Source organism: Brucella sp. NBRC 14130 (assembly GCF_040371715.1).
In the GTDB taxonomy this organism is placed as follows: Bacteria; Pseudomonadota; Alphaproteobacteria; order Rhizobiales; family Rhizobiaceae; genus Brucella; species Brucella intermedia.
In genome coordinates, this window is sequence record NZ_BAABTE010000001.1 from 498,256 (window position 1) to 511,869 (window position 13,614).

The following is a 13,614-nucleotide window of genomic DNA, read 5'->3' on the forward strand; positions in this document are numbered from 1 at the left end:
GGCGAAACCCGGGTTCCGGCACCGGCATGCGTATAAACAACAAAGCCACGGCGCATTGTGTAACGCGGGCGTAACGCCGACTGGATGCAATGCGCTCGTGCTGCCCGGGTTTGCGCGGTCCCTTCAGGACCAGCCTCCCGGGCACCAATTCCGGTAACACCGTTTCAAAAGCATAACAATATGGTCATAACATTATAACGATTTAAATGTGATCTTGAGTGTGATTTTTCTTTCCACACCCCCGTTTCAGGCCCTTTGGACGGGCAGAATCGCAGGATCGGCGCCGCGACTCACCCCCGCAAAACAAAAAGACAGCCCGCGAGCGACCTCGGACTGTCGTTTGAATGATCCTTGCGATGGGGCAGATTACGCGCCCGCCATGCGCTGGCGTCTCTCGCGTAACAGCATCGGACCATATTCCAGAACGTAAAGTCCGAAAGCGCCCATCCAGAGCAAGGCCGAGGCAGCGAGGATGGTGTGGAAGAAATTCGGCATGACTTCCGCCAGCGGCCGGATCAGCGCCGCCGCGACAAGGCAGAGATAAGCGGCCTGCGTGACGGGCGATGCCGTCAGTTCGCGACCGGTATGGCCGCGCGTCGCCCGCGTCATGACCGCGAGCATCATGCAGCCCATCGCGCCCACGGTCACCACATGCAGGGCCGAATAAGGATTGAGGCGATCGATGGCCGAGAGACCGATGGCTATGAAACCGAGCGGGATGAAGGCATAGGCGACATGAAGCACGAGCAGCAGCTTTTCCCGCGCCACCGACCATCCCCGCCAGCGGTAAAGCCGCACGATATGAAACAGCGCCGCAATCCACGCCAGAACCGCCGTTACAGACTGATCGGGTGCGGCGATCCAGCCGATGCAGGCCACCGCGCCGACGAGAATGCTGAAACCGTCATAACGGTTGAACGGCACCGGAAAGCGTGTCTTTCCCATCTTGTTGAGCCAGTTGCGGGTGAAGCTCGGCACGATGCGCCCGCCGATCACCATCACCAGCAGGACATAGGCGCTGACCCCGATGCGATTGGCCAGGGCCACATCGCCATCGGTCAGGATCAGATAATGGAAGACGAGATTGGCGACCATCACCGTCGCCACGCCGATCAGCACCTTCAGGTTTTTCCATTGGCGACCGGCGACGATTTCCCGCCCGCAGATGAAAAGCAGCATGGGCAGGAACAGGCTTTCGACCGCGACGGCGAACCGCACAGCGATCAGGTCCGGCTCCAGAAAGATAAGCCGCCCGGCGAGCCATACGCCAAAAAGGATCGCCAGCGGTGTTCCCGACACCGGAAGCCCCCCCGTCCAGTTCGGGATGGCGGTCAGCAGAAAGCCTGCGAGAACGGCGGATGAAAAACCGAACACCATTTCATGGGCGTGCCAGTTCAGCCCGCCATAGGAACCGCCGAGCGGCATTCCAAGCGTGAGCGACAATATCCAGAAGAGCATGGCCAGAACGGCCCATATGGCTCCGCCCAGAAAGAACGGGCGGAAGCCATAGCTGAGGAGGACGGGACCGGTCATCTTCAGTCCGCGCGGCATACCTTTTTGATCGGATGGCATCGCAGCAGGTACTGCCTGCAGGCCTGGCTGTCTGGTCATGATGTCCTCGCCATGAAGCCGATCAAGTCCGGCTCATCGAGTTTCGGTATTACTGGCCCCTATTACTGGCCCGTATTATTTGGCGCTGGCGATGACCTTTTCCAGCCGCTCCTGAACGACCTTCGGCTTCTTGGCCGAAACGATCTGTTCGAGATTGGCCGGGCTGTCGCCCACGGCGATCAGCGCGATCATGCCCATTGCATAATGCGGAGTGCACTTTACCAGATATGCGCCGGGCTCCGTAACCGTCAGCACATAATTCTCGTTGATCTTGCTTTTGAACTTCTCCGCGCCTTCCGGGATCATGTCCTTGATGGATTCGACATTGTGCCCCTTGTCCACCGGCACGAAGGTGATCGTGTCGCCGGGATTGGCCTTGATATAGGCGGGCTCGAAAACCATGGCGCCCTCTGCACCCTTGTTGAGCATGTGAACTTCGATATTTTCGGCAAGGGCTGGGGCCGCCAGCACCGCAAGAATGCCTGCTGCAGCAAATTTGATTGCGAGTTTACGCATTTTCGTCCTGATCTCCATCGGATGGGCGCAGCTGCCGTCTCGGCTTTACACGCCACACGACGGGATTTAGACCTGCCGCAGGCCATTCTCTTTGATCTGGATCAAACAGACTGCGTTATTCATGATAATGACGCTCAGAATAAAAAGGATTGATTTTCCGCGTCGGGCCACCGCACCATTTCCGGTGAAGCCCTTTTGCCGCAGGCCCCGGCCCGTCTCCCCGGCATGACAACCCTGCATGCATCTTGTATGCATTTTAGCGAACTTTATTCGCCCCTATCCGCACTGCCTCAAGAACCGGCAAGGAATGACAGAATGAGCGACACCATTTCGATTTCGACAGAAGAACTCGCCGGGCTTGTGCGGGAAATCCTCAGCAAGGCGGGTTTCAGCGCCGACCATGCCGCAGCCATCGCCAAGACGATTGTGGCGGGCGAGCGCGACGGCTGCAAATCCCATGGTGTCTACCGCATCGAAGGCTGCCTGCGCACGCTGAAAAGCGGCAAGGTGGTCGCCGATGCCGATCCTGTCGTCACGACCGATGACAGCGCCGTTGTTCGCGTCGACGCCAAGGGCGGCTTTGCCAATCTGGCCTTTGAACGCGGCGCCCCTGCCCTGGTCGAAAAGGCACGCAAGCTCGGCGTTGCGGCGCTGGCGATCAACGACTGCACCCATTTCGCCGCCCTGTGGCCGGAAGTCGAGGCGCTTGCCGAACAGGGGCTTGCCGCAATCGCCATGTGCCCGAGCTATGCAACCGTTGCGCCCGCAGGCGGAACGAAGCCGCTTCTGGGCACCAATCCCTTCGCCTTCGGCTGGCCCCGCCCCGGCGACTATCCTTATGTGTTCGACTTTGCCACCAGCGTTGCCGCGCGCGGCGAACTGGAGCTTTATCGCCGCGCCGGAAAGCAGCTGCCCGAAGGCTGGGCCGTGGACGCGGAGGGCAAGCCCACGACCGACCCGGAAGCCGCCCTTGCAGGCGCGATGCTGCCATTCGGCGAGCACAAGGGCTCGGCCATTTCCACGATGATCGAACTTCTGGCTGGTGTGATGATCGGTGATTTCACCAGCCCCGAGGCGCTCGACTTCCTTGGCACGACGACGCTTGCGCCGCGCCATGGCGAACTCATCATCGCCTTCGACCCTGCCCGCATGGCGGGCGGTCGCGGGAATCCGCAGGAGCGCGGCGAAATCCTGATCGAAGCGATTGCCGGACAGGGCGCGCGCCTGCCGTCGCAGCGCCGCTTTGCCGCTCGCCGCGATTCACTCAGCAAGGGCATCACGCTCACCGCCGCCGAAATGGCGCTGCTGGAAAAGCTCAAAGAAAAGGGTCTCGACGCAGTGTCGTGATCCCAAACAAAAAGGCGCCGGAAACCGGCGCCTTTTTCTTTTTCTGACCTGATTTCAGGCAGCGTATTTCGTTGCTGCGCTGCCCTGCTTGTTCCAGTCGGCATACCAGGTCTGGAACAGCTTCAACTGGGTTTCGCAATAGCCGCGCTGGCTGTCGGACAGCTTGTCCGTCTCGTTGAAATGCAGTTCATATTCCGGATTGCCGGTCAGAACCATCATGTGCTTGTAGAAGAGAACGAGGTCCGGGCCTTCATCGAAGGACGACAGCACGTCGAGTGCGGCTTCCAGTTCCAGCGCCAGCTTGCGCGCTTCGACGTCGCCGGTGGCTGCGGCCTTCGACAGGGCAACCAGATGCTGCACTTCCTTCGGCAGCACATTGCCGATGCCCGTGATTGCGCCGGTTGCACCGCAATTGACAAAACCATGGAAAACGCCGGTATCGACGCCGACCATCAGGGTCACATTGTCATCGGCGCTGGTGATGTTTTCAGCGGCGTAGCGCATGGCTTCCGCGCGGCCGAATTCCTTGAAGCCGATCAGGTTCGGATGTTCCGCACGCAGCGCGAAGAACAGGTCGGCGCGGGTGGCGAAACCGTAATAAGGGCTGTTGTAGATCACGGCAGGCAGATCGGGAGCAGCCGACAGGATCGCCTTGAAATGCGCCTTCTGCGCCGAGATGGACGAGCCGCGCGACAGGACACGCGGAATAACCATCAGGCCCTTCGCGCCGACCTTCTGCGCATGGGCAGCATGGGCGGCGGCAATCTTGGTGTTGACCGCGCCGGTGCCGACGACGACCGGCACGCCAGCCTTGGCAAGCGCTTCAACGCCAGCCATGCGTTCCTCGTCCGAAAGAAGCGGCCAGTCACCCATGGAGCCGCAATAGACAACCGCAGACATGCCCTTCGCGATCAGTTCCTTGCCTTTGCGGACCAGCGCATCGAAATCCGGCGTGCGGTCAGGCTTGCAGGGGGTCATGAGGGCCGGAATGCAGCCGGAGAAAATGTTAGAAGTCATAGCGTCTTTCCTTGGCGTTTTCCTTGGGCGCTTTCGCGCGAGCTGAACCTACAATCGCTCTGTCGAACCTTGTATTGAAATCAAATATACACTTTGTATTTTTCTTGTCGACCAAAATTTTAAATGAGGTTAGGATTGCTTGACCGTTGGAATTTAAACTGCTGTTAGAATGCGGTTGTGCCGCGCCAAATACACCGTAAGAAGGCAGAAAGATCATGGACAAAGACGACGCCAACCAGACAGCCGACCGGAAGAAGGGTTCAGGTGTCAAGCTGGTTTACGACGTGCTGCGCGACGAGATCATCGATCTTTCGCTCGCGCCGGGCAGTCCCATCGATGAAAACCAACTGGCAGAACGCTTTTCCATGTCGCGCACGCCGATCCGCGAGGCTTTGGTGCGGCTTGCAAGCGACGGCTTCGTGACCACGCTCCCCAATCGTTCGACTGTCGTGTCCAATATCGACTTCCTGAGCCTGCCCGCCTTTTTCGACGCGGTGACGCTGATGTACCGCGTCACGACGCGACTTGCAGCGCGCAACCGGACCGACAAGGATCTTGAGAATATCCGCGCGCATCAGGAAGCCTTTGCCCGCGCCGTCCGCTCGCAGAACGCACTGGAAATGATCGCGACCAACCGCGATTTTCATGCGGCCATTGCCGAAGCCGGACGCAATCCCTTCTACACCACGTTCTTTTCGCGGCTTCTCGACGAAGGGCGCAGGCTCTTGCGCCTTTATTACCAGTCCTTTGCGGACCGCCTGCCGGAGCGTTACGTCACCGAGCATGAGGACATGATCCGCGCCATCGAAGAGCGCGATGTCGACACCGCCGATCTGCTCGGCAAGGCGCATGGCGACCAGATCGTCTATCAGATCCGCAAGCTGATTGCGGAAGATCGCCGCGACCAGCTGGATCTATAGAGCATCCATCGTCATACGGCTTCGGGCAATCGCCGCGCTTCCATCACGCGGTCGCACCATCCGAGCACGGCCTTGCTGTCGGGTGCCAGAAGAACGCCGCAATCCCCGGCAAAGTCGTTCCAGCCCTCGACATAGGTTTCGCGCACCACGGTCAGCACCGGAATCTGGCGCGCATAGGCCGTTTCGATGATGGAGCGGAAACCATGCCCTTCCGTCTCGCCCTTGCCGAAACGGTTGAGGATCAGCATATCCGCGCCGTCATCGAGTTCCGTCTGAAGCGCGCCTGCCACATCGGCAAGGGCCGCCGGATCGAGGCGGCAACCCTTCGACCCGGAACCGAGCGCCTGCGAAATGATCTGCGTGACGCCGGTGCCGATATGCTCGATCTCGATATCGCGGCAGCATTCCTCGCCGCCGGTTTCACGGTGCTGCAGAAAGCCGGCCACGCGCAGGCCCGCCTGTCTTGCCCGATGCGCCGCACCTGCCAGAAGCTGGTCCACCGGCACATCCTTGGCGGCGAGGATGGCCGCAAGCGTCGGTTCGTTCCTCATGCCTCGGCTCCCTCGTTCGACAACAGATCGATGCCGGTAATCTCAGCGTCGGCTGCGAGGATCGCGATATATTGCGACACCGCCTTCGACCAGGTGGAGGCTTCCAGCCAGCCCGCAATCCGGTCGGCCACATAATCGAACGGCAGTTCCTCGCCTTCGATGCGGCGGTCAAGCCGCACAATATGAAAACCGAAGCGGCTTTCAATGGGATTGGCCGTGATTTCCCCTGCCGCCATGCGCTCCAGCGCCCTTTCAAATTCAGGCACCGTGCTGCCGCGCGTGAGCTGGCCCAGATTGCCGCCTTGCGCGCCCGAAGGGCAGGACGAATATTCATGCGCGACCGAGGCGAAAGTGGCAGGCTCGGCAATCACCGCCGAAGCCAGGCGGGCAGCGGTCGCGCGGGCCTTTTCGCGGGCCTGGCTGTCGGCGGGATCGGCGGCGATCAGGATATGGCTCGCCTCCAGAATGGGCGCACTGGTGAAGCGGTGGCGGTTGTTTTCGTAGAAGCGCAAGGCTTCCTCCCGCGTGGCGGAAGGCACTTCCACCTCCCGTTCGATCACCATGCGCACCAGCGCATCCTCGTCGGTTTCGCTGCGTCCCTCGGCGTCCTTCTCGCGTTCCGGCACGATGCCCGCCTCCCTCGCCCGCTGCAAAAGCAGTTCGCGGACCGCGAGCGCCCGGGCCGCGGCAAGCAGCGCCGCGCCGGGATTGTCCGACGGATGGTTCTGCGCCTCCGTCAGGATGTCGGTTTCGTTGATCGCCACGCCATTGACGGACACCGCATCGAAAACCGGGCGCGGCTTGGGCGGCACCCGCGTATCCGGCTCCTGATAGGTGGTATAGCCGGTCGGGTGATTGTGCTGCCCGGCAGCGGGTTGTTTCCGGTCGAAAAGCGTTACCATGAGCCTTACTCCGCAGGAACGCGCATATGCGAGGGCTGAGCCGTATGGTTGCGCTCACGCACGACCTGATAGCCCGGACGCCAGATATAGCGCACCGGTGCGCTCAGCATATGCACAAGGCGCGTGAACGGGAACAGCAGGAAGATCGTCAGCCCCAGGAAGATATGCATCTTGAAGACAAACGACGCATCGGTGATGTAGCTCGATGCAGCCGGGTTGAAGGTGAAGATGCCCTGCGCCCAGTTCATGAATGTCACCATTTCGCCGCCGTCGATATGTTGCAGCGAAACCGGAATGGTGCCGAGGCCCAGCAGAAGCTGCACCCACAACAGCATGATGATCAGCGTGTCGGTCGGCCTTGAAGATGCGCGCACGCGCGGATCGAACAGGCGGCGATGCACCAGCATGCTGGCGCCGATGATTGCCATAACCCCGGCAATGCCGCCCGCCACGACGGCGAGAATCTGCTTTGCCTCATGGCTGACGCCAAGCATGTCGAACACCCAGATGGGTGTCAGCAGGCCGACGAAATGACCGGCGAAGATGAACAGCACGCCGACGTGAAACAGGACCGAACCCCACATGAGCTGCCTGCGCCGCAAAAGCTGGCTCGAGCCCGAACGCCAGGTATAGGGCTCGCGGTCGTAACGGAAGATCGAGCCGAGCACGAGCACGCTCAGCGCGATATAGGGATAGATGCCGAAAAGAAACGTATGGAGGTAAGCCATTTTCCGTCTCCTATAGATGTGAAGGGTTGGACGGGGAGCCGGGCTTGCGCTGTGCCGCACGCATCTGCATGCGCAACCGGTCCGGGCCGCAGGCGTTTTCACCCGCATTGCCGCCGAACGTCACCGCTTCTTCTTCCCAGATGCGGTCGAGCGCGGCGAGGTCGTTCGGGTCGTCTTCTTCCTGCCGAAGCAATTCTCCGACGAGGCTCTGGTCCGGCTTGGCGTTGGCGACATGCAGGAGCGCCGCAAAGGCGTTGGCATAGGGCGACTGGCGCTTGCGCAGCCGCTCGCCGATGGCCGCCGTGATATGGCCGGTCTGGGTGAGAAGATCATGGATTTCCTCCGGCGAGCGCGTCGACAGGAACTCGAGAAACAGCGGCAGATAGTCCGGCAGTTCCCTGGCATCCACCACAAAGCCGTTGTCGTCATACATCTTCATCAGGTCGACCATGGCCTGGCCGCGATCGCGGCTTTCACCATGCACATGCTCGAAAAGATGCAGCGACAGCGACCGCGTGCGGTCGAAAAGATGCACATAGCGTTCCTGCGCCTCGTAGAGGTCGCAGTCGCAGACATAATCGACAAGACTGTCGAGAAGCCTGCGGATGCCGGGCGAAAGCCTTTCCCCGGCAAGCGCCTCTTTCAGCTCCTCTCCGCCCAGTTGCAGCTCGGGCGTGGGATAGGAAAGCAGCAGCGAAATGATTTTCAGGGTCCTGTTCATTACACCTGCTCCCTGAAAATATCGGTCGGCGTTTGGACCACTTTCTGGCGCTTGGCACCGAACAGATCTTCCGTCGACGTGCCGCCCGAGCAGCCATTGCCGAAGGTGAAGCCGCAGGAGCCGCGCACGTCATAGGCGTCCTCGGTGATTTCACGATGCGTCGTCGGGATGACGAAGCGGTCCTCGTAATTGGCAATCGCCATGATGTGGTACATTTCCTCGATCATCGCGCCGCTCATGCCGACGCGGTCGGCAATCGCCTCGTCGATGACGCCATCGACCGTCTTGGCGCGCATATAGGCGCGCATGGCGAGCATGCGTTCCAGCGCCGAGATGACCGGCTCTTCCTTGCCTGCGGTCAGGAGATTGGCGAGGTAGCGGACCGGGATGCGCATGGAGCGGACATCCGGCAGCGGGCCGTCCATGCCGAGCTTGCCGGCAGCCGCAGCCGATTGCAGCGGCGAAAGCGGCGGCACATACCAGACCATCGGCAGGGTGCGGTATTCGGGATGGAGCGGGAAGGCGATCTTCCAGTCCATCGCCATCTTGTAGACCGGCGAATGCCTGGCGGATTCCAGCCAGGCTTCCGGCACGCCGTCCTTGCGCGCCTGTTCGATCACGGCAGGATCGTTCGGATCGAGGAAGATGTTGAGCTGTTCCTGATAGAGGTCCTGTTCATTGGCCGTGGAAGCGGCCTCCGAAATACGGTCTGCATCATAGAGCATCACGCCCAGATAGCGGATGCGGCCGACACAGGTTTCCGAACAGACGGTCGGCTGGCCTGCTTCGATGCGCGGATAGCAGAAGATGCACTTCTCGGACTTGCCCGAGCTCCAGTTGTAATAAATCTTCTTGTAGGGGCAGCCGGAGACGCACATGCGCCAGCCGCGGCACTTTTCCTGATCGATCAGGACGATGCCGTCATCCTCGCGCTTGTAGATCGCGCCGGACGGGCAGGCCGCAACGCAGGTGGGGTTGAGGCAGTGCTCGCACAGGCGCGGCAGGTACATCATGAAGGTATTTTCGAACTGGCCGTAGATTTCCTTCTCGACGCCTTCGAAATTGTAGTCCTTCGAGCGCTTGGCGAACTCGCCGCCGAGAATTTCCTCCCAGTTCGGCCCCCATTCGATCTTTTCCATCCGCTCGCCGGAAATCAGCGAGCGCGGGCGGGCGGTCGGCATGGTCCTGCTTTCGCCTGCCGTCTGCAGATGGCCGTAATCGAAGTCGAACGGCTCGTAATAGTCGTCGATTTCCGGCAGGTCCGGATTGGCGAAAATCTTGGCGAGGATGCGCCATTTTGCGCCCATCTTCGGCTCGATCTTGCCGTTCTTCTTGCGGACCCAGCCGCCGTTCCACTTCTTCTGGTTTTCCCATTCCTTGGGAAAACCGATGCCGGGCTTGGTCTCAACGTTGTTGAACCAGGCATATTCCACGCCTTCACGGTTGGTCCAGACGTTCTTGCACGTCACCGAGCAGGTGTGGCAGCCGATGCACTTGTCGAGATTGAGCACCATTCCAATTTGCGCACGGATTTTCATTCTGCTGCCTCCTTCACGGCGGAGTTGCGGTTGCCTTCTTCAAGCGGCCCTTCCATCCAGTCCACATGGTCGAGCTTGCGCACGACCACGAACTCGTCGCGGTTGGCGCCGACGGTGCCGTAATAGTTGAAGCCATAGGACTGGTGGGCGTAGCCGCCGATCATATGCGTCGGCTTGGTGATGATGCGGGTGACGGAGTTGTGAATGCCGCCGCGCTGTCCGGTGAGTGGTGAGCCGGGCGTATTCACGATCTTCTCCTGCGCGTGATACATGAAGATGGTTCCATCCTTCATGCGCTGGGAGACGACCGCACGGGCCACGATGGCGCCGTTGGCGTTGTAGACTTCCACCCAGTCATTATCGACGATTCCGGCCTTTGCCGCATCCGGCTCCGAAATCCAGACAACCGGCCCGCCGCGATTGAGCGTCAGCATCAGGAGATTGTCCGTATAGGTGGAGTGGATGCCCCATTTCTGGTGCGGCGTGATGAAGTTCAGCACCAGATGCGGCTGGCCGTCCGCCTTTTCGCGGATTGCCGGGTTGACCGTCTTGGTGTCGATGGGCGGACGATAGACGCAGAAGCCCTCGCCGAAGGCGCGCATCCACAGGTGATCCTGATAGAGCTGCTGACGGCCGGTCAGCGTGCGCCACGGGATCAGCTCATGCACATTGGTATAGCCCGCATTATAGCAGACATGCTCGGATTCGAGCCCCGACCATGTCGGCGAGGAGATGATCTTGCGCGGCTGCGCGACGATATCGCGATAGCGGATCTTCTCGTCTTCCTTGGGAAGAGCCAGATGGGTGTGGTCGCGGCCGGTGAACTTCGACAGCGCTTCCCATGCCTTGACCGCCACTTCGCCGTTGGTTTCCGGCGCAAGCGAGAGAATGACCTCGGTTGCGTCGACATCGGTATAGATGCGCGGACGCCCTTCGGTTGCGCCCGGCTCATGAACCCTGCCGTTCAGCTTGCCGAGAAGCTCGACCTCATGCTCGGTGTTCCACGAGATGCCCTTGCCGCCATTGCCAAGCTTGTCCAGAAGCGGCCCGACGGAGGTATAGCGCTTGTAGAGGTTCGGATAATCGCGCTCCACGACCACGACCGAAGGCATGGTCTTGCCGGGAATCGGCTCGACCTCGCCCTTCTTCCAGTCGAGAACATCCTTGGGCTGCGCCAGTTCGCCCGCCGTGTCATGCAGGGTCGGCACCAGAACGATGTCCTTCTCGACGCCCAGCACTTCCGGCGCCACTTCCGAAAACTTCTTCGCGATGCCCTTGAAGATGTCCCAGTCGCTGCGTGCTTCCCACGCCGGATCGGCGGCACTCGACAGCGGATGGATGAAGGGATGCATGTCGGAGGTGTTGAGGTCGTTCTTCTCGTACCAGGTGGCAGTCGGCAGAACGATATCGGAATAGACGCAGGTCGTGGACATGCGGAAATCGAGCGTGACCAGCAGGTCGAGCTTTCCTTCCGGCGCATTCTCATGCCACACGGCCTCGCGGCTTTCCTGCGCGCCTTCCTGTCCCAGATCCTTGCCAAGCAAGCCGTTGGAGGTGCCGAGCAGGTGCTTCAGGAAATATTCATGCCCCTTGCCCGACGAACCGAGCAGGTTCGAGCGCCAGACGAACATGTTGCGCGGCCAGTTGGCCTCGTGGTCGGGGTCCTCGCAGGACATGGTGACCGTGCCGTTCTTCAAGGCATTCGCGATGAAGTCCTTCGGCTCCTTGCCCGATGCGGCTGCCTCTCTGGCAAGCTCCAGCGGGTTGGTCTGCAACTGCGGCGCGGAAGGCAGCCAGCCCATCCGTTCGGCGCGGATGTTGTAGTCGATCATCGTGCCTTCCCACGCACCATCGGGCGCGGTGGGCGAAAGGATGTCCTGCACCTTCACGGTCTCGTAGCGCCACTGGTCGGTATGCGCATAGAAGAACGAGGTGGAGTTCATGTGGCGCGGCGGACGGTTCCAGTCCAGCGCGAAGGCAAGCGCGGTCCAGCCGGTCTGCGGGCGCAGCTTTTCCTGTCCCACATAATGGCTCCAGCCGCCGCCCGACTGGCCGATGCAGCCGCACATCACCAGCATGTTGATGATGCCGCGATAGTTCATGTCCATGTGGTACCAGTGGTTGAGACCGGCACCGAGAATGACCATGGAACGGCCATTGGTCTTTTCGGCATTGGTTGCGAATTCGCGGGCGACGGCAATGATCTGGTCGCGCGGGACGCCCGTGATCTTCTCCGCCCAGGCCGGGGTATAGGGCAGGCCCTCGTCATAGGACCGGGCGGAGTTCTCGTCGCCAAGCCCGCGATCGAGGCCGTAATTGGCGGCGAACAGGTCGAACACGGTCGCGACCAGCACTTCGCCCTTCTTCAGCTTGAGCTTGCGGGCCGGGACCTTGCGCACCAGCACGCTGTCATGGTCGGTGCCTTCGAAATAATCGTGTTCGCGATTGCCGAAATAAGGGAACGCCACATCGGCGACGGCATCGTGCGCGCCAGTCGCAATGAAGCTCTTGGCGAGTTCCACATCCTTGCCCCGGCCATCCTTTTCTTCAAGGTTCCACTGGCCGTCATCGCCCCAGCGGAAGCCGATGGAGCCCTGCGGGGCAACATAGGTGCCGGATTTCGTATCGAAGGCGACCGTCTTCCAGTCGGGATTGTTGGCCTCGCCCAGATCGTCCTTCAGGTCCGAGGCGCGCAGGAAGCGGTCCGGCACGTAGCGTCCGTCCTTCTTTGTGAGCATGACCAGCATCGGGAAGTCGGAATATTTGCGGCAATAATCCTCGAAATACGGAACCTGCCGGTCGAGATGGTATTCGCGCAGGATCACATGGCCGAGCGCCATGGCAAGGGCGGCGTCGGTGCCCTGCTTCGGGTGCAGCCAGAGGTCGGCGAACTTTGCAGCTTCAGAATAGTCAGGCGAGACCACGACCGACTTGGTGCCCTTGTAGCGCACTTCCGTGTAGAAATGCGCATCCGGCGTGCGGGTCTGCGGCACGTTGGAACCCCAGAGCATCAGGAAGCCCGCATTGTACCAGTCTGCCGATTCCGGCACGTCGGTCTGTTCGCCCCATGTCATGGGTGACGCGGGCGGCAGGTCGCAATACCAGTCGTAGAACGACATGCAGACGCCGCCGAGCAGCGACAGGTAACGCGAACCCGCCGCATAGGACACCATCGACATGGCCGGGATCGGCGAGAAGCCGATCACGCGGTCCGGGCCGTACGTCTTGGCCGTATAGGCATTGGCGGCTGCAATGATCTCGTTGACTTCTTCCCAGGTGGCGCGAACGAAGCCGCCGAGACCGCGCACCTTCATATAGTCGGCGCGCTTGGCCGGGTCCTGCTGGATCGCAGCCCAGGCTGCGACCGGCGTTTTCAGCGCACGTTCCTTGCGCCACAATTTCAGGAGGCGCGAGCGGATCAGCGGATATTTCACGCGGTTGGCCGAATAGACATACCAGCTATAGCTTGCCCCGCGCGAACAGCCGCGCGGTTCGTGGTTCGGAAGATCGGCGCGGGTGCGCGGATAGTCCGTCTGCTGGGTTTCCCAGGTGATGATGCCGCCCTTGACGTAGACCTTCCACGAGCAGGAGCCGGTGCAGTTCACGCCGTGGGTGGAGCGCACGATCTTGTCGTGCTGCCAGCGCTTGCGATAGGCATCTTCCCAGTCACGGTTTTCGTTGGTGGTGACGCCATGGCCCTCCGAGAAGGTGCCGACATTCTTGCGCGCAAGAAAGTTCAGGCGATCGAGGAGTAGACTCATGA

The 13,614-nt window shown here is 60.8% G+C and carries 11 protein-coding genes; 2 read left to right on the forward strand and 9 right to left on the reverse strand.

What is annotated here, in order from left to right; all coding sequences use genetic code 11:
- Positions 1-366: 366 nt before the first annotated feature.
- Both ABWW28_RS02455 and ABWW28_RS02460 read right to left on the reverse strand, forming a co-directional pair.
- Complete coding sequence (locus tag ABWW28_RS02455) at positions 367-1,611, reverse strand: NnrS family protein (protein ID WP_176587973.1); 1,245 nt, start codon at positions 1,609-1,611, stop codon at positions 367-369.
- A 75-nt stretch (positions 1,612-1,686) separates the two neighbouring features.
- Complete coding sequence (locus ABWW28_RS02460) at positions 1,687-2,127, reverse strand: pseudoazurin (RefSeq protein ID WP_006473392.1); 441 nt, start codon at positions 2,125-2,127, stop codon at positions 1,687-1,689.
- A 315-nt stretch (positions 2,128-2,442) separates the two neighbouring features.
- Here ABWW28_RS02460 and ABWW28_RS02465 point away from each other — a divergent pair, with 315 nt between their 5' ends.
- The gene (locus ABWW28_RS02465; RefSeq protein ID WP_176587974.1) at positions 2,443-3,474 is read left to right on the forward strand and encodes an Ldh family oxidoreductase; all 1,032 of its coding nucleotides are present in this window, start codon (positions 2,443-2,445) and stop codon (positions 3,472-3,474) included.
- A 54-nt stretch (positions 3,475-3,528) separates the two neighbouring features.
- On the opposite strand, the gene ABWW28_RS02470 is transcribed toward ABWW28_RS02465, so the two are convergent.
- Complete coding sequence (locus ABWW28_RS02470; RefSeq protein WP_353390210.1) at positions 3,529-4,491, reverse strand: dihydrodipicolinate synthase family protein; 963 nt, start codon at positions 4,489-4,491, stop codon at positions 3,529-3,531.
- Positions 4,492-4,706: 215 nt separating this feature from the next.
- Here ABWW28_RS02470 and ABWW28_RS02475 point away from each other — a divergent pair, with 215 nt between their 5' ends.
- Positions 4,707-5,411 carry a GntR family transcriptional regulator gene (locus tag ABWW28_RS02475; protein ID WP_006468363.1) on the forward strand — a complete coding sequence of 235 codons (705 nt, stop codon included), beginning with the start codon at positions 4,707-4,709 and terminating at the stop codon, positions 5,409-5,411.
- 11 nt (positions 5,412-5,422) lie between these two features.
- On the opposite strand, the gene ABWW28_RS02480 is transcribed toward ABWW28_RS02475, so the two are convergent.
- Genes ABWW28_RS02480 through ABWW28_RS02505 form a run of 6 tightly spaced genes read right to left on the reverse strand, consistent with a single transcriptional unit; the run spans position 5,423 to position 13,612 of the window.
- Positions 5,423-5,962 carry a DUF2478 domain-containing protein gene (locus ABWW28_RS02480; protein ID WP_006468362.1) on the reverse strand — a complete coding sequence of 180 codons (540 nt, stop codon included), beginning with the start codon at positions 5,960-5,962 and terminating at the stop codon, positions 5,423-5,425.
- On the reverse strand, positions 5,959-6,864 hold the full coding sequence (locus ABWW28_RS02485) for a peptidylprolyl isomerase (RefSeq protein ID WP_006468361.1): 906 nt from the start codon (positions 6,862-6,864) through the stop codon (positions 5,959-5,961). The genes ABWW28_RS02480 and ABWW28_RS02485 overlap by 4 nt, the downstream gene beginning before the upstream one ends.
- Positions 6,865-6,869: 5 nt before the next feature.
- Positions 6,870-7,592 carry a respiratory nitrate reductase subunit gamma gene (gene narI / locus ABWW28_RS02490; protein ID WP_006472081.1) on the reverse strand — a complete coding sequence of 241 codons (723 nt, stop codon included), beginning with the start codon at positions 7,590-7,592 and terminating at the stop codon, positions 6,870-6,872.
- Positions 7,593-7,602: 10 nt separating this feature from the next.
- Positions 7,603-8,313: a nitrate reductase molybdenum cofactor assembly chaperone gene (gene narJ, locus ABWW28_RS02495; protein ID WP_006468359.1), complete on the reverse strand. Its 711-nt coding sequence runs from the start codon at positions 8,311-8,313 to the stop codon at positions 7,603-7,605.
- Positions 8,313-9,851 (reverse strand): nitrate reductase subunit beta, encoded by a 1,539-nt coding sequence (gene narH, locus ABWW28_RS02500; protein ID WP_006468358.1) that lies wholly within the window; start codon positions 9,849-9,851, stop codon positions 8,313-8,315. Before narH ends, narJ begins: the two co-directional genes overlap by 1 nt.
- A complete protein-coding gene (locus ABWW28_RS02505; RefSeq protein ID WP_176587975.1) occupies positions 9,848-13,612 on the reverse strand; it encodes a nitrate reductase subunit alpha in 3,765 nt (1,254 codons plus the stop codon). Before ABWW28_RS02505 ends, narH begins: the two co-directional genes overlap by 4 nt.
- Between the last annotated feature and the right edge of the window lie 2 nt (positions 13,613-13,614).

Bases quoted from the DNA above. Each gene is read 5' to 3' on its own strand.
- ABWW28_RS02470 (WP_353390210.1), bottom strand. From the start codon at position 4,491: ATGACTTCTAACATTTTCTCCGGCTGCATTCCGGCCCTCATGACCCCC.
- ABWW28_RS02480 (WP_006468362.1), bottom strand. From the start codon at position 5,962: ATGAGGAACGAACCGACGCTTGCGGCCATCCTCGCCGCCAAGGATGTG.
- ABWW28_RS02485 (WP_006468361.1), bottom strand. From the start codon at position 6,864: ATGGTAACGCTTTTCGACCGGAAACAACCCGCTGCCGGGCAGCACAAT.
- narJ (WP_006468359.1), bottom strand. From the start codon at position 8,313: ATGAACAGGACCCTGAAAATCATTTCGCTGCTGCTTTCCTATCCCACG.
- narH (WP_006468358.1), bottom strand. From the start codon at position 9,851: ATGAAAATCCGTGCGCAAATTGGAATGGTGCTCAATCTCGACAAGTGC.
- ABWW28_RS02460 (WP_006473392.1), bottom strand. From the start codon at position 2,127: ATGCGTAAACTCGCAATCAAATTTGCTGCAGCAGGCATTCTTGCGGTG.
- ABWW28_RS02505 (WP_176587975.1), bottom strand. From the start codon at position 13,612: ATGAGTCTACTCCTCGATCGCCTGAACTTTCTTGCGCGCAAGAATGTC.
- ABWW28_RS02455 (WP_176587973.1), bottom strand. From the start codon at position 1,611: ATGACCAGACAGCCAGGCCTGCAGGCAGTACCTGCTGCGATGCCATCC.
- narI (WP_006472081.1), bottom strand. From the start codon at position 7,592: ATGGCTTACCTCCATACGTTTCTTTTCGGCATCTATCCCTATATCGCG.
- ABWW28_RS02465 (WP_176587974.1), top strand. From the start codon at position 2,443: ATGAGCGACACCATTTCGATTTCGACAGAAGAACTCGCCGGGCTTGTG.
- ABWW28_RS02475 (WP_006468363.1), top strand. From the start codon at position 4,707: ATGGACAAAGACGACGCCAACCAGACAGCCGACCGGAAGAAGGGTTCA.